Annotated in this window: 13 protein-coding genes, 3 tRNA genes and 1 other RNA gene; 8 read left to right on the top strand and 9 right to left on the bottom strand. The window is 43.2% G+C overall.

The genetic code is table 11. The annotated features are described in order from the left end of the window. Positions 1–88: integrase core domain-containing protein (locus tag B9T20_RS10075; protein WP_148138449.1), on the top strand; the 88-nt coding region annotated here is incomplete at its 5' end. Between the two features lie 269 nt (positions 89–357). On the opposite strand, the gene B9T20_RS06125 is transcribed toward B9T20_RS10075, so the two are convergent. The 4 genes from B9T20_RS06125 to B9T20_RS06110 form a co-directional block, all read right to left on the bottom strand. After that, the gene (locus B9T20_RS06125; RefSeq protein WP_094490270.1) at positions 358–1,557 is read right to left on the bottom strand and encodes an integrase arm-type DNA-binding domain-containing protein; all 1,200 of its coding nucleotides are present in this window, start codon (positions 1,555–1,557) and stop codon (positions 358–360) included. Positions 1,558–1,717: 160 nt separating this feature from the next. Continuing rightward, positions 1,718–2,071, bottom strand: a transfer-messenger RNA (tmRNA) gene (gene ssrA, locus B9T20_RS06120). 67 nt (positions 2,072–2,138) lie between these two features. Then, positions 2,139–2,214, bottom strand: a tRNA-Phe gene (locus B9T20_RS06115). Positions 2,215–2,232: 18 nt separating this feature from the next. Further along, a tRNA-Phe gene (locus B9T20_RS06110) sits at positions 2,233–2,308 on the bottom strand. Between the two features lie 138 nt (positions 2,309–2,446). Here B9T20_RS06110 and B9T20_RS06105 point away from each other — a divergent pair. From B9T20_RS06105 to B9T20_RS06090, 4 genes are all read left to right on the top strand, one after another. Beyond that, positions 2,447–3,595: a serine hydrolase gene (locus tag B9T20_RS06105; protein ID WP_094490269.1), complete on the top strand. Its 1,149-nt coding sequence runs from the start codon at positions 2,447–2,449 to the stop codon at positions 3,593–3,595. Beyond that, complete coding sequence (gene lnt / locus B9T20_RS06100) at positions 3,586–5,112, top strand: apolipoprotein N-acyltransferase (RefSeq protein WP_094490268.1); 1,527 nt, start codon at positions 3,586–3,588, stop codon at positions 5,110–5,112. The genes B9T20_RS06105 and lnt overlap by 10 nt, the downstream gene beginning before the upstream one ends. A 74-nt stretch (positions 5,113–5,186) precedes the next feature. Then, positions 5,187–6,395 carry an efflux RND transporter periplasmic adaptor subunit gene (locus B9T20_RS06095; protein WP_094490267.1) on the top strand — a complete coding sequence of 403 codons (1,209 nt, stop codon included), beginning with the start codon at positions 5,187–5,189 and terminating at the stop codon, positions 6,393–6,395. A 3-nt stretch (positions 6,396–6,398) separates the two neighbouring features. Continuing rightward, a complete protein-coding gene (locus tag B9T20_RS06090) occupies positions 6,399–8,357 on the top strand; it encodes a MacB family efflux pump subunit (RefSeq protein ID WP_094490266.1) in 1,959 nt (652 codons plus the stop codon). A 52-nt stretch (positions 8,358–8,409) separates the two neighbouring features. Here the strand turns inward: B9T20_RS06090 and B9T20_RS06085 are convergent, their stop codons facing one another. The 5 genes from B9T20_RS06085 to B9T20_RS06065 form a co-directional block, all read right to left on the bottom strand. Further along, positions 8,410–8,817 carry a YeeE/YedE family protein gene (locus B9T20_RS06085; RefSeq protein ID WP_094490265.1) on the bottom strand — a complete coding sequence of 136 codons (408 nt, stop codon included), beginning with the start codon at positions 8,815–8,817 and terminating at the stop codon, positions 8,410–8,412. Between the two features lie 8 nt (positions 8,818–8,825). Continuing rightward, positions 8,826–9,245 carry a YeeE/YedE family protein gene (locus tag B9T20_RS06080; protein WP_063503929.1) on the bottom strand — a complete coding sequence of 140 codons (420 nt, stop codon included), beginning with the start codon at positions 9,243–9,245 and terminating at the stop codon, positions 8,826–8,828. Between the two features lie 62 nt (positions 9,246–9,307). After that, positions 9,308–10,801: a malate dehydrogenase (quinone) gene (mqo, locus tag B9T20_RS06075; protein ID WP_094490264.1), complete on the bottom strand. Its 1,494-nt coding sequence runs from the start codon at positions 10,799–10,801 to the stop codon at positions 9,308–9,310. Positions 10,802–10,810: 9 nt separating this feature from the next. Next, a complete protein-coding gene (locus B9T20_RS06070; protein ID WP_199415229.1) occupies positions 10,811–11,203 on the bottom strand; it encodes a cupin domain-containing protein in 393 nt (130 codons plus the stop codon). A 37-nt stretch (positions 11,204–11,240) separates the two neighbouring features. After that, complete coding sequence (locus tag B9T20_RS06065; RefSeq protein WP_094490262.1) at positions 11,241–11,795, bottom strand: tryptophan biosynthesis protein TrpCF; 555 nt, start codon at positions 11,793–11,795, stop codon at positions 11,241–11,243. Between the two features lie 410 nt (positions 11,796–12,205). Between B9T20_RS06065 and B9T20_RS06060 the strand changes: the two genes are divergently transcribed. The 3 genes from B9T20_RS06060 (at position 12,206) to B9T20_RS06050 (ending at position 15,293) form a co-directional block, all read left to right on the top strand. After that, a tRNA-Ser gene (locus B9T20_RS06060) sits at positions 12,206–12,295 on the top strand. 194 nt (positions 12,296–12,489) lie between these two features. Next, positions 12,490–14,037 carry a class I SAM-dependent DNA methyltransferase gene (locus tag B9T20_RS06055; protein WP_094490261.1) on the top strand — a complete coding sequence of 516 codons (1,548 nt, stop codon included), beginning with the start codon at positions 12,490–12,492 and terminating at the stop codon, positions 14,035–14,037. Continuing rightward, positions 14,034–15,293, top strand: coding sequence for a restriction endonuclease subunit S (locus B9T20_RS06050; RefSeq protein ID WP_094490260.1), 1,260 nt, complete (start codon positions 14,034–14,036; stop codon positions 15,291–15,293). The genes B9T20_RS06055 and B9T20_RS06050 overlap by 4 nt, the downstream gene beginning before the upstream one ends. The last annotated feature ends 13 nt before the right edge of the window (positions 15,294–15,306 follow it).

Here is a 15,306-nt window from a genome sequence, read left to right as displayed (position 1 = left end):
AGATTATGCAACTCAATGGCTTTGGCATTATAATCATGAAAGGCCACACCAAGCTAATCAAGGACGACCACCTTTAATGGCTGCTTAACCTCTACTTTTAACTTCGGTTATTTATGGGAGGATTACCATCCCTAAAGGCAAGAAGAGCGGAAACACTTACATTTATTCAGTAGAGGAGCTATCCAAAGCACTCAATACCAGCAAAGAATCAATTATTGAAAAAATTCACGCATACAATAATAGTAGAAAATAATAAAAGCCCCAATTCAGGGGCTTAAATTTATTGTTGTACTTGTTTTTTCAACCCAAATTTAAACTTTGATTCAAATTGATCATAAGAAAAACACCTCATAAATTTTATTGAACTTTATATTTTTTCAGCGTCTCTAAATTAGATTTTCTATCTTTGCACTGATCAATAAAATCAGACCACCATTGCAGTGCTTCTCTTCTTTCTTCAATATACTGAGCTTTATTATAGGTACTTCGTACAGTATTGCTATCTTTGTGTGCCAAACACGCTTCAATCACATCAGGTCTAAACAATCCTGTTTCATTCATAATGGTTGATGACAAGTGTCGTAAACCATGAATGGTTGTATCAATTTTCTGGCGCTTTAATGCCATTAAAGGATAGTCCTGGCTTAAATGAGATGCAAAGTTTTGGCTAGGGAAAATATATTGAGTGCCACCGCTCAATTCGCGTATTTTGTTGAGAATCTCAATGGATTGAGTTGATAATGGAATAATATGCTCCCTACCCATCTTCATTCGTTCAGCAGGAATAATTAAAAGCTGGCGTTCTTCATCATATTCTTTCCATTCTGCTTTGGCGCTTTCAGATGCACGGCTCATATTCCTTAAAATAAATTCCGTACATAATCTGACCGATAAATTGAAGCGCTCATTTTCAAACATTTCAAACAACTGATAAATATTTTGCTTATCTAGTGATCTATAGTTTTTTGCTTCATGTGGTTTAAAAGCCTTCGCAGATACCATAGCAGCAGGATTGTACTTACATAATCCACGTGCCACTGCAAAATCAAATGCCATTTTGATTGTGGATTTAGTTTTGTGCAATTGCTCTAATGCATTACGCTTTTCAATTTCTTGAAGAGAAAGGACAATATGCTGAGGCTCAATCTTATCGATTGGCATTGCACCAATGATGGGAAAAACATCATTTTCCATGCAAACAATGGCACGATCAGCATGCCTTTTTGAAACTGTTTGAGACCATCTTGTCCACCAATCTCTAAATACACTTTCAAATGTATTTTGCGCACTGAGCTGAATTGTTTTACCACGATCTAATTGAGCTTTTAATTCTTCTCTAACCTTTCGAGCCTCAGTTAATGAAACTTCATTAAAATCACCAATGGTGTAACTCTTACGTTTTCCATTGACGTCTGTATAGTCTAATCGCCAAACTTTTTTACCTGTTGGATAGACACATAGAAGTAAACCACCACCATCAAATAGTCGATACTGCTTATCTTTTGGCTTAGCTTCTTTAATTTCTTTAAGTGTTAATGGAACGATTACTCTAGGCATGGAAGTAAAATCCTCATCAAGCTGATATTTACTTCTAATTTTACTTCTATTTTACTGCAAAGTAAAAGAAATCGGTGAAATGCACTGATAAGAAAAACCCCCTAAACCGTAGAGATTTAGGGGGTTTTGCATCATATCGTTAATCATATGATATGGTATGTGGTGGAGGCGGCGGGATTTGAACCCGCGTCCGAAAACTATCCATCCTTGGTACTACATGTTTAGCCGTATCTTCAATTTAACTGTTTCTCATCCGACCGGCAGGATAACAAACAGCTGTCCTAGTTAGGTTTCGAGAGGGAGCTCCTAGGCAAACATCTCTCTAGATCGTTTAAGTTGACTGATGTTACCACCGAACGAACACAGTAGTAAGATCAGTTAGCAGGCTTAAGCTGCTAAAGCGTAGTTATTATCGTTTGCAATTATAACTGATTGCCGCGTTTTTACGAGACTCTCGACCTTCTCGACATGCACCTCAAACTTCAACATCCCCGTCGAATCCAAGAACGCCCCCATTTAAGTTTTTCTAGTATAAAACAAAAACAGTAAAATCGCAATGTATTTTACTGTTCTCTAGAATATGGTGGCTCGAGACAGAATCGAACTGTCGACACGAGGATTTTCAATCCTCTGCTCTACCAACTGAGCTATCGAGCCGTATTGTGTTTGCATTAATGGTGGCTCGAGACAGAATCGAACTGTCGACACGAGGATTTTCAATCCTCTGCTCTACCAACTGAGCTATCGAGCCATTTGCAATGTTTCATCGCTAATGCAGGTGAGCATTAAACACTATTAATCCACTTTGGTCAAGCACTGTATATGACTAACTTTTAACCATATTGCACTTTTCTCTTTTTTGTCACCTAAAATATAAGGTTCATATCTTATGGAACCTGTTGAAATGCTATTGGCAAATCTTGAGACAAACATTCGTGCATCGATTGATGCGGGGCTTGATTCTGCGCAATTATTGATCGCAAAATCCCAAACAATCATCCATCATCAAGCATATGGCAATGCCACGCGCCACACTTTGTATGACATTGCATCCCTCACTAAAATTTTTGCCACCACCTATTTGTACCAATATTATGCACAAACCGCCAATCTTGACCTTAATTTAACCTTAGCAGACATTTTTCCGGCTGAATTGACAGATGATCAAAGAGCGGATAAAGCACACATTACGCTTCGCATGTTGCTTGCGCACGAAGCGGGATTTGAGCCGAATCCTCTATTTTATGATGAGCATTATAATCCTGCGCTCTTTTGTCAGAACCGGGCAGAATTTCTCCCAAAACTGTTGTCCGCACCGCTCATTCATGCGCCAGGCAGCCAATCTCTCTATTCAGATGTGGACTTTATGCTCTTAACCTTTGCATTAGAGGCGATGTATGGCGCGCCATTGGATCAACTTTGGCAAAAAGCCTTCCCGATGCTCAACAATGAGCGCATCACATTTACACCGCTGGCGCGCGGGTACGCGCCCGATGACATTGCCCCCACAGAATTGCATGGCAACACACGGGATCATGCGCTCTCTTTTACCAACATTCGCACACATACGCTGCAAGGCGAGGTACAAGATGAAAAGGCCTTTCATTGTATGGCAGGCATCTCGGGCCATTCGGGGCTCTTTGCCAATTGTGCCGCGCTTTATCAAGCCTTACAACTCATGACTGCGCCAACGCCATTTTTTCACCCAGAAATTCAGCAACAATTTCTGGGCAGCCAACCACAGGATCCAAGCTTTGGGCTCGGTTGGCGCCTCAATAGAGGCGGAGACATGCAATACCATTTTGGGCAATTTGCCTCAGACAAAGCCTATGGCCACACTGGCTGGACAGGTTGCGTCTGCGTCATTGACCCATGCTATGATTTAACCATCCTCTATTTAACCAACCGCAAACATAGTAAAGTACTCAATCCCTCACTCAATCCCAACCGCTTTTTAGGGGATATTTTGTGGGCAGGACAATATCGCAACATCATCAATGAAATTTATATGGCATTAGGATTAACGGCATGCAATTGACCCAACGTTTTTTATCGCCCATCATCGCCCTTTTATTGGGCGCTTTGATGCCTTTGGCTTTTGCCCCCTTTCATGCTTGGTATGTGGCGCCCATTGCGCTCGCGATCCTGCTCTACTCAGTAGAGCACCGAAGCGCTCAAGCAAGCGCTTGGCTCGGCTTTCTCTTTGGATTGAGCATGTTTACAGTGGGATTGTGGTGGGTGCGCATCAGCGTCCATCAGTTTGGCGGTGCACCGCTGCCCTTAGCCATTGCCATGGTGATGCTGCTCGCGGCATATCTTGCCCTCTATTATGGCGCGCTCTTGTATGGCGTACGCAAATTGAATTTACCACCGGCAATGCGTTATCTTCTCTGGCTTCCGACACTGGGCACGCTTTTAGAAGTGTTGCGTGCGCACCTTTTCACCGGTTTTCCATGGTTGGCGCTTGGCTATTCATTGACAGATTCCCCCTTTGCCTTGTGGCTCTTTCCCACTTTTGGTGCATTGATCTCAAGTTTTGTGGTCTACTTTATGGCCGGACTGCTTTTGTACATCGTGATGCATCTTAGAGCCCTTAAAAATCTTGTGCCCATCGCACTTGGCATCGTTGCCATTGCTGTGATCACCGCTGGTTTTGCCCACATGAGCGACCCGATTGAGGATCAACCCGAAACCCTCAACATCGCTTTGGTGCAAGGCAACATTACGCAAGATCAAAAATTTGATGAAGCCCATTTTTATCAATCCATTCAAACGTATGTGGATCTCACCAGCACCGTGATTGAGCATGCCAATCTTGTGATCTGGCCTGAAACAGCGGTGGTTGCCTATTATGATCAAGTTGCCGATCTGATGGCGAACCTTCGCCATTGGTCTGACTTAACGGACACAGAAATTTTAATTGGCATCCCACGAGAAAATGAAAATCTCGAGCAATTCAATGCATTCGTGCACCTTGGGCAAACGGCCAAAGCGGATCAATTTTATGACAAACATCGCCTCTTGCCCTTTGGTGAGTACATTCCGGCGCCCGCCATCTTTGGCACCATTTATGATTGGATCAACATGCCATTGGTGGGCTTTACCAAAGGCCAAGCACAGCAAGCGCCCTTCACTTTTCCACAATTTAGCACGCAAACCACCGGATCCATTTGCTTTGAAGCCGTTTTTGGAGAATCTTTGCGTTATCAGGCAAAGCAAAGCGGATTTTTAGTGAACATCAGTAATGATGCATGGTTTGGCGATTCCCTTGCCCCGTGGCAACATTTACAGATCGTCCAAGCGCGCGCCCTTGAGTTTGCTCGCCCGATTGCACGCGCCACCAATACAGGCGTGACGGCATTTGTGGATCATTACGGCAACATCATTGCCAAAGCGCCGCTCTTTACCGCCACAACCTTAACCCATGCCATCACTGGTAAACAAGGGCTAACCACTTATGTCAAACTTGGGGATGCGCTTGGCATCGGTTTAATGTGCGCATTGCTGTTATTGCTGATGCTGTTTGTCATCTTCAAGCGCCGCGTGCGCACCTAAACCTTTACATTCTCTATACAAATTTATCGGTTTTCTTCGCTATAATCCCGTGCACACTGTTAGGACACATCATCATGAAAATCAAACGCACAAAAACTGTGATCTTTACCCTCATCGCGGCACTCGCGGTGGGTTATGTCGTGTATCAAAAATATTGGACCCAAACGCCCATTTATTACCTTACGGACAACGTTAAAACGCAGGATTTAGAAGTCACCATTTTAGCCGATGGTAAACTTGAAGCCTCTGAGCAAGTGGAAGTGGGTGCACAGGTTTCTGGGCAAGTTAAAAAACTCCACGTTAAATTAGGCGATGTGGTGACAAAAGGGCAATTGCTTGCGGAGATTGATGATCTGCCGCGCCAAAATGCCGTCAAAGACAGCCAAGCACGCCTTAAAAATGTACAAGCGGCAAAAGTGGCCAAGCAAGCACAAATCGTCAATGCACGCATTAATCTTCAGCGCCAACAAAATCTCATTAAACAAAAAGCCACAGCACAATCAGAAGTGGACATGGCCGAAGCGAACCTACAAGTGTTAGAAGCAGAACTTGAATCGTTAGATGCACAAATCGCCCAAGCCAAAATTGCATTAGACTCAGCACAATTGGATTTAGATTACACCAAAATCGTCTCCCCGATTGATGGCGTTGTGGTGGCCACTGTGGTCAAAGAGGGGCAAACGGTGAATGCCACGCAAACCGCGCCCACCATTGTGAAAGTTGCAGATTTAGACACCATGAACATCAAAGCGCAGATCTCTGAAGCGGACATCACCAAAATCACGCCAGGCATGAAGGCGTACTTCACCATTTTGGGCGAGCCGAAAAATCATTATCCGGCCACGCTAGAGTCCACAGAACCTGCGCCAGAAAAATTCCAAACCGCCACAGGCAATGCGGCCACCACAGCGAGCAATGAAGCCATCTATTATGCGGGCATTTTAACGGTGGACAACCATGAGCGCCGCTTTCGCATCGACATGACGGCACAAGTTTACATTGTGGTCGATGGCGTCACGAATCAACCTACCATTTCCACCATGGCAACGCGCTTTAAACCCTCTAATCTCCCAATGCCAGAAGAGCGTCTTGCACCCAATGAAGCATATGTTTGGATTAAAAACAGCGATGGTACCATTGCCCCTAAAAAAGTGACCCTTGGCATCAGCAACAACATCTACACCGAAGTGATCAATGGCCTTAGCGGTGATGAAGTGATTGTGCTCTCTGAAACGAGTTCAGATGCCAAAAATGGCCCCAATCGCATGCCACGAATGAGGTAAACCATGGCACTCATCGCATTATCCGGCATCACGCGTACTTTTCAATCTGGGGATCAATCCGTACAAATCCTCAAAGGCATTGATCTGACGATTGAATCTGGCGAAATGGTGGCCATCATTGGTGCATCAGGTTCTGGTAAATCCACCTTGATGAACATTTTGGGCTGTTTAGATCAGGCCTCTACCGGCGATTATCATTTCCATGGGGAAAACATCGGTCACTACGATGATGATCAGTTGGCAGAGCTGCGCCGCGAGCACTTTGGATTCATCTTTCAGCGTTACCATTTGTTATCCACATTGAATGCTCAAGGCAATGTGGAAGTGCCCGCCATTTATGCAGGCTTTTCGCCCCATCAACGCAAAACCCGCGCCGATGCCTTATTAGCCGCCCTAGGGCTCAAAGAACGCATCAAATATTACCCCACACAACTTTCAGGCGGTCAGCAGCAACGGGTCAGCATTGCGCGTGCGTTAATGAATGGCGGCGAGGTGATTTTAGCCGATGAACCCACCGGTGCCCTTGACAGTGAAAGCGGCGAGCAAGTGCTCAAAATTCTTCAAGAGCTCAATCAAGCGGGACATACGATTATTTTGGTCACCCATGATCCGAATGTTGCCAAACATGCCTCACGCATCATTGAGCTCAAAGATGGCCAAGTGATTCGTGATGAAAAAAACACGCCACCGCCCTTGCCTGCTCAAATGCCTTCTGTGGATCTTCCACCTTTAACAGAACAACGCGGTTCATCATGGATGTTGATGATGGATCGCGTGCTCAACGCTTTTCGCATGGCATTGATCTCTATGTCCATGCAGCGGATGCGAACTTTTTTAACCATGCTTGGCATCATCATCGGCATTGCCTCTGTGGTGCTCGTCATTGCCCTTGGGCAAGGCACCATGAACCAAATTTTAAGCAACATCAATTCGATGGGCACAAGCACGCTCACCATTTATCCTGGCAGCGGCTTTGGGGATGCACGTTCAGGGCGCGTACGCAGTTTAACGCCGCAAGATGTGGAATTCTTAAAGCAGCAACCTTTTGTGAAAAATGTGACGCCCGTTGTGGCAACATCCGCCCTTGCCCGCTATGGGAATACGGAAAAAAATGTCTCTGTGATGGGCGTTGGCAGCCAATACTTTGAAACAGAAGGCTACACACCCGCAGAAGGCATCTTCTTTGATGAAAAAAGTGAGGAAAATTTAAGCCTTGAAGTGGTGATTGACGAAGGCACGCGCGATGAGCTCTTTAGTGATGGCAGCGACCCGATTGGTGAAGTGATCATCATGAACCGCTTACCCGTGCGCGTCATTGGCGTTGCCACCTCAAAAGCACAACGTGCCGGCGGCTATAGCAATCTCACGGTGATGATTCCCTATTCCACCGCCATGAAGCGTTTATTGGGACAGAGTTATCTTCGCAATATTACCGTCACTGTGCAGGATAACATTGACATGAAATTGGCAGAGCAAACCCTCACCAATCTCATGACGCAGCTCCACGGCAGCAAGGACTTTTTCATCTTCACCGCCGACTCCTTTAAAGAGCTCCTAGAGGAAACCACATTTATGATGCGCTTTTTGATCTTCTCCATTGCCATGATCTCCCTTGTGGTGGGCGGCATTGGCGTGATGAATATTATGCTCGTTTCCGTCGCCGAGCGCACCAAAGAGATCGGCATGCGCATGGCGGTGGGTGCACGTAAAAGCGACATCTCCATGCAATTTTTAATTGAAGCGGTGCTGGTGTGCTTATTAGGCGGCATTGTGGGCATTTTGGTGGCTTATGCAGCAGGTTTTGGCATCAATCAGCTGAAAATGGATTTGAGCGTAGGCTTTTCTGCCAGCTCCATCATCATTGCCTTAGGTGCATCGAGCGCCATTGGTATGCTCTTTGGTTATTTCCCGGCACGAAGAGCCGCACAACTTGCGCCGATTGAAGCACTTGAACGATCCTAATGCCCAACAAAAAAGCTCAGCCATGCTGAGCTTTTCTTTTAAAGCCGACCCATTATTTTTTAAATAATCGTGGGATGAATAAGCCAATGATCATGGCAGCGGCAAAGATTAAACCATCGCTGTTGCCTTCACCCACTAAAACCAAAGCAGGCGCGGGACAAATGCCAACCAAGCCCCAACCCACACCAAAGATCAATCCACCCATGATGAGCTTTTGATCTAAAGGCGTATTGGTGGGCAGATGATGCGGCTCACCTAAAAGCGTTCGGCCGCGTTTTTTAAGAATGGTGACGGCAATAAAGCTCACCACCAAAGCGCCCACCATCACCCACATTAAAGCAGGATTCCAAGCGCCAAAGACATCTAAGAATCCTTGCACCACCGCAGGATTTGCCATCCCCGATAAAATCAAGCCCAAACCAAATACAATGCCTGCGATCAATGAAATCAATGCGTACATATTGCCCCCTACAGTCCCAATAAATGTTTCACGAAAAAGACAGCAATGCCGCCCGCCACCATAAAGATCATCGTCACCACCACAGACGTTGGCGACAAACGTGAAATGCCACAAATGGAGTGTCCGCTCGTGCAACCGGAGCTTAATGCAGCGCCAACGCCCACAAGTAAGCCTGCCACAATGAGCAGAATTTTATTATTCGTGATTTCTGGCACCGGTAAAGGTGCAATGAGACTATAAATCCAAGGGGAGATGATCACGCCCACCACAAACAGCAAGCGCCAACTTGTCAAACCACAGCGGCTCAATAGATTGCCTAAAATGCCACTGACGCCCATCACGCGCCCTAAAAAGAGAAAATAAATTGCGGCGGAGAGCCCAATGAGCAATCCGCCGAGCAATGCAGGCAGAGAAAAAAATGATGACATAATGTTACCTTATGAAAATGAATGTTGAATAAACATTAATTATACACTTGGTAACATAATTATCACATCTTTAGCTTCAATACTTCTGTCGTTTCATTTCTAATGTCGCGGCACGCTTGGGCATCGACTTTCAAATCAACACCATAGCTTGGAATCATCGCTTTTAAACGCGCTTGCCAATCGGTTTGTGCCATATCATCGGCAAAACATTGATTGAGCACATTCAATGCCATTTGTGCCGCAGTTGAAGCACCAGGCGATGCCCCTAACAATACTGCCAAGGATTTGTTTTCATTGGTGATGAGCTCTGTACCAAATTCCAACACACCTTTTTTCTCTTTATTTGGGCGAATGATCTGCACTCGCTGACCCGCCACCGCTTTGTTCCAATGGATGCGCTCTGCATTTGGATAGAAATCTTTTAAGGCATTGAATTGACTTTGTGAACTTTGCAACACTTGACCAATTAAATATTTCGTCAAATCCCAGTTGTCTTTTGCAACCGCCAACATCGGCTCAATGTTATTGCCTTTGATGGAGCCGAACAAATCCATGTACGAACCGTGTTTTAAGAATTTTGTGGAGAAACCTGCATAAGGACCAAACAACAGTGAGCGTTTACCATTGACCACGCGCGTGTCTAAATGCGGAACAGACATCGGTGGTGAACCCGTGGAGGCTTTACCATACACTTTTGCTTCATGGCGTGAGGCAATCGATTCATCATCACAACGCAACCAAATGCCACTGACTGGAAAACCGCCATACCCTTTACCTTCAGGAATGCCCGATTTTTGCAATAAATCAATGGAGCGTCCGCCTGCCCCAACGAAAACAAATTTGGCAGAAATGTCACGTTTTTGGCCAGATTTCAAATCTTTTACCGCAACGCGCCAGCCGCCTTGGCCATTGTCTTTTAAATCCAACACTTCGTGCTGATAATTGACTGTGAATCCTGGTTGCTTCACCAATTCTTTCATTAATAAATGAGTTAAAGCGCCAAAATCCACATCTGTGCCTTCTAAAGAACGCGTGGCGGCTAATGGTAAATCTGTGCCGCGCCCTTCCATAATCAAAGGTGCCCACGCTTCGATCTGTGCGCGATCTTCTGTAAATTCCATCGCCCCAAAGCAATGATGCTCAGATAACTGTTTAAAACGTTGACGCAAAAACTGAACATTCGCATCGCCCCACACAAAGCTCATGTGAGGACATGGCGTAATAAAATCACGTGGGTTTTCAATCTTTCCTGCTTTCACAAGATATGACCACAATTGGCGTGACACATCAAATTCAGTATTGACCTTCACGGCTTTACTGATGTCGACCGTGCCGTCTGATTTTTGTGGTGTATAATTTAATTCACAATGGGCAGCGTGACCTGTGCCCGCATTGTTCCATGGAAATGAACTCTCTTGTGCGCAATCTTCTAAGCGTTCAAACATCATAATATTTAATGACGGTTCGAGTTCTTTTAAAAATGTGGCGAGCGTCGCGCTCATAATCCCGCCGCCAATTAAAACGACATCCGCCTGTTCTGTCATGGATTGACTCATCACTTCTCCCTATTTCTTCACTGTTGGCACAAAACATAAATCAGCATCATCTTGATACACCACATAAGCACGTCGCCAAGGCTCATCGCCAATTAAGCGCCATTTATGACCTGTACCGCTGTTATCCTGCGCCAATAGTATATCACCTTGATGGAGTACAAATGTAGCGCCATTTTTCATTTCGAACTCTAAAGTGCCTGATAATGTAATGACATATCTTGGCACAGGATCTTGATGCCAATCATATGAACCGCCTGAGGTTGTTTCACGAAACGACAACTCTTTAACAGGAATGCTCAAACTTGCGTGATCCCCACGCTCCCCCGATTTTAATGTTATAAAGCCCTCTTCAAACTGAGAGTTACCATCGTCACCTGTCCACATCCGAACGCAACGTATCATCACCACTCCTCCTTTTTGTGGTTAATTGGTTATGCTGTTATACCATCATTTTAACATTCATCTCAAAACCTAACAGCTTTTTAGCCACTTTTGGCGGGGTTGTATCATCTGCCCAATTGCCAGAGAGAAAAACATTTTCCATGTTTAAATGTTCTAAAAGTGTCCAATTCGGTGCCAATTGTTCCCCAACATGGCCGCCAAGAAGGTAAAAATCCACATTTTGATAATTCATTTTTGGGTTACCATCACACATATGGGCGATTTTAATAATTTTAATGTGCATCGGTAAACGCTCACGCAATTGATTGATAAAGCCTTGCGTTTCCCAACCATTGAGCAAAACGGCAAACAATGGAATCTGCTCACTCACATATAAGATGTCCTCAAGGTCAGAGTTTTGAAAAATGCCAATGAGCGGAATCGGTGAAGCATCTGCAAACTCAAGCGCCGCATCAATGGCAATGCCATAAGGCGACGTGAGCACAAAGATGAGCCCTGCATAGGTTGCAGTGTTTAAATCATCTGCATTTGTAATGCCACTGATGATGGATTCAGTTGCGGGTAATGTTTTCAATTGTGTCAGTGAGGCCATCTCATTTTCCTTAGGTATAAAAAAAGCCCGCGGTGTGCGGGCTTCGATGATTGTTTGTGTGGTTATTTTTGGTACACGCAACAATATCTCCCCGCGAAGTGGAGATAATAATAGTAATAAGTTGCGAATAAATGTGTCATAACGTACCTAAAAAACAGTGAATCTTGATCATAGCGCGTTTTTATCCTTTGTCAATCTTTCACATCCGCACCGCATCATGATTTTTTTACGCATAGATATGCATAATTTTGCTTAAGTTTTAGGCATAACACATCTTTCAGAGGAAAGATTTATATTTTATAATCAATTAGATAAATTAAATTTACGCCTTAAATCATCCATTGATCAAAAAAACTACAACATAAAAACTTGCAACAATGAAATTTTTATATATAATGAGCTTCTCTTTTGGAGGCGTGGCCGAGTGGTTGAAGGCACCGGTCTTGAAAACCGGCAACGGGTTAAACCGTTCGTGAGTTCGAATCCCACCGCCTCCGCCATATTGAAAAAGCCCTTAGCAATGCTAAGGGCTTTTTTGTTGTCTGCCTAAAATGCCCTGCCCGCCTTTATACCCTGTACGGATTGATCCATCAGGAAGCTATGAACTTTCATTGATCTAGTGATTGCACAATTGTTAGAAGCATTTACAATAGCCATAATTTAGAAAATATATTGAAGTAAAGGCATAATTCAGATGGCTAAAGCTAAAAAAGAAGTAAAACAAGATCCAATCGAAGTGATTTTATGGAAAGCCGCAGATAAGCTCCGTAAAAATATCGATGCTGCGGAATATAAACATGTGGTTTTAGGTTTAATTTTCTTAAAATACATCAGCGATTCTTTTGATGCGCATTATCAAAAATTAGTGGCAGGTGAAGGTGAATATGAAGGGGCTGATCCTGAGGATCGTGATGAATACACCGCTGAAAATATCTTCTTTGTGCCAGAATCAGCCCGTTGGCAAACATTGTTAGGCCAAGCAAAGCAACCTGATATCGGTGTGATTGTTGATAAAGCCATGGAATCCATCGAAAAGGATAACCCTGTATTAAAAGGTGTTTTACCAAAAGTCTATGCACGCCAAAATCTTGATCCAACCAATTTAGGTGAACTAATCGATTTGATTGGTAACATCAATATGAATGATGCAAAGGATCGCTCTGCGGATGTGCTTGGCCATGTGTTTGAATATTTCTTAGGTGAATTTGCTTTAGCAGAAGGCAAACAAGGTGGACAGTTCTATACGCCAAAATCCATCGTTAATTTATTGGTACAAATGTTAGAACCCTATCAAGGCCGTATCTTTGACCCATGCTGTGGCTCTGGCGGAATGTTCGTGCAATCTGAAGAGTTTGTAAAAGCGCATCAAGGACACATTGAGGATTTATCCATTTATGGGCAAGAGAGCAATCAAACCACATGGCGCTTGGCTCGCATGAACTTAGCGATTCGTGGCATTGGTTCAGATAATGTTAAATGGAACAGTGAAGGCTCATTCTTAAATGATGCCCATAAAGATTTAAAAGCAGATTTCATCATTGCTAATCCTCCGTTTAACGTATCGGATTGGAGCGGTGATTTATTAAAAGACGATGCGCGCTGGCAATATGGCACGCCACCAACAGGTAATGCCAACTTTGCATGGATGCAGCATTTCTTGTATCACATGAGCCCGAAAGGACAAGCAGGTGTTGTATTGGCAAAAGGTGCGCTGACATCCAAAACAAGTGGTGAAGGTGAGATCAGAGCCAATTTGATTAAAGATGCCAATGTGATCGATTGCATTGTGAATTTGCCGGCGAAACTGTTCTTAAATACCCAAATTCCTGCGGCATTGTGGTTCATGCGCCGTGATCGTCAAGGCTCAGCGAAGTATAAAGATCGTAGCAACGAGATTTTATTCATTGATGCTCGCAATCTTGGCCATTTGATCAATCGCCGCACTAAGGTTTTATCGGATGAAGATATCCAATTAATCAGCGATACTTATCATAATTGGCGCAATCGTGATGGCGAATATGAAGATGTCGCGGGCTTTTGTGCATCCGTTGCCATCGAGAAAGTGGCAGAGCTCGATTATGTGTTAACGCCAGGTCGTTATGTTGGTTTACCTGAAGAAGAGGATGATTTTAACTTTGCTGAACGCTTTACAGCCTTACAAGCTGAGTTTAACGAACAACTCAAGGAAGAAGCGCGCTTAAATGCATTGATCCAAGAACAATTGGCGAAGGTGCAAGCATGAGTGATTGGCAATCTGAAAAACTAGGAAATGTAGTTAAGATTATTAATGGATTTGCTTTTAAATCACAAAATTTTTTGAGTGAAGAGGTTTCAGGTGCATTACCTGTATTAAAGATAAAAAATGTTGCAAATGGTGATGTGAATTTAAAAGATGTTCAATATCATTTGCATGATGTGAAATTTAATACAGTACTTGCCATAAAAGATGATTTATTAATTGCGATGACAGGTAATCACCCTCATGCAGAAGCTCAGGTTGTAGGAGCTGTCTCTCTATTGAAATTGAATATTAAAGCTCTAATAAATCAACGTGTAGCAAAAATTGAATCTTTGGATGGCTTATCTAACCAGAAATTTATTTACTATTTATTAAAAGACAAAAAAATGGCTCACTACATTGCTAGCCAATCCTCTGGTAGTGCAAATCAGGCAAATATCTCTAAGTCTGCATTAGAAAATATAGAAATAAGTCTTCCCCCACTTCCCGAACAAAAGGCCATTGCCGATGTTTTGTCTGCATTAGATGACAAGATCGACTTATTGCAGCGCCAAAATGAAACCTTAGAAAAAATGGCAGAAACGCTATTTAGGCAATGGTTTATTGAAGAAGCGAAAGAGGATTGGGAATTATGCTCATTTGAAAAATGGATTTCAGGCACTAAAGGTGGAGATTGGGGAAAAGAAGTTCCAGTTGATGACTTTACTAAGGCTGTATATTGTTTACGTGGTACAGATATAGCTAGTTTACAAAAAAATATGTCGGTAAATGCACCATTACGTTTTATTAAAGAGAAGAAATTTTTCTCTATAGAGCCAGATAATGGCGATATTGTTATAGAAATTTCAGGTGGTACAGAAACTCAATCTACGGGCAGAAGTTATTATATTACTGAAGGGGTAAGAAAGTTATTCACGCAACCTATAATTTTTTCTAATTTTTGCCGATTAATTACAGTCAGAAATAGTGAGTATTCATATTTTATTTATTTATATTTGAAATTTTTGTATGACACAGATGAGTTTTTTGCTCTTGAAAATGGCAGTTCAGGTATTAAAAACTTAAATTATAAAGCAGTACTTTTTGAACAAAAATTCTTAATGCCCACAGTTGAAAAGGTTCTAGATTTTCATGAGCTAGTATGCTCGAATTTTATCAAAATTGATGAAAATAGAATTCAAATACAAACGCTACAAAACCTTCGAGATACTTTATTGCCTAAGCTGATGAGCGGTGAAGTTCGGGTTAAGTTGGATTAATCATAAAAGGAAA

This window comes from Wohlfahrtiimonas sp. G9077, assembly GCF_002252155.1.
Lineage (GTDB): Bacteria > Pseudomonadota > Gammaproteobacteria > Cardiobacteriales > Wohlfahrtiimonadaceae > Wohlfahrtiimonas.
This window is presented reverse-complemented; position numbering and strand designations above follow the sequence as displayed.

Bases quoted from the DNA above. Each gene is read 5' to 3' on its own strand.
- B9T20_RS06125 (WP_094490270.1), bottom strand. From the start codon at position 1,557: ATGCCTAGAGTAATCGTTCCATTAACACTTAAAGAAATTAAAGAAGCT.
- B9T20_RS06105 (WP_094490269.1), top strand. From the start codon at position 2,447: ATGGAACCTGTTGAAATGCTATTGGCAAATCTTGAGACAAACATTCGT.
- lnt (WP_094490268.1), top strand. From the start codon at position 3,586: ATGCAATTGACCCAACGTTTTTTATCGCCCATCATCGCCCTTTTATTG.
- B9T20_RS06095 (WP_094490267.1), top strand. From the start codon at position 5,187: ATGAAAATCAAACGCACAAAAACTGTGATCTTTACCCTCATCGCGGCA.
- B9T20_RS06090 (WP_094490266.1), top strand. From the start codon at position 6,399: ATGGCACTCATCGCATTATCCGGCATCACGCGTACTTTTCAATCTGGG.
- B9T20_RS06085 (WP_094490265.1), bottom strand. From the start codon at position 8,817: ATGTACGCATTGATTTCATTGATCGCAGGCATTGTATTTGGTTTGGGC.
- B9T20_RS06080 (WP_063503929.1), bottom strand. From the start codon at position 9,245: ATGTCATCATTTTTTTCTCTGCCTGCATTGCTCGGCGGATTGCTCATT.
- mqo (WP_094490264.1), bottom strand. From the start codon at position 10,801: ATGAGTCAATCCATGACAGAACAGGCGGATGTCGTTTTAATTGGCGGC.
- B9T20_RS06070 (WP_199415229.1), bottom strand. From the start codon at position 11,203: ATGATACGTTGCGTTCGGATGTGGACAGGTGACGATGGTAACTCTCAG.
- B9T20_RS06065 (WP_094490262.1), bottom strand. From the start codon at position 11,795: ATGGCCTCACTGACACAATTGAAAACATTACCCGCAACTGAATCCATC.
- B9T20_RS06055 (WP_094490261.1), top strand. From the start codon at position 12,490: ATGGCTAAAGCTAAAAAAGAAGTAAAACAAGATCCAATCGAAGTGATT.
- B9T20_RS06050 (WP_094490260.1), top strand. From the start codon at position 14,034: ATGAGTGATTGGCAATCTGAAAAACTAGGAAATGTAGTTAAGATTATT.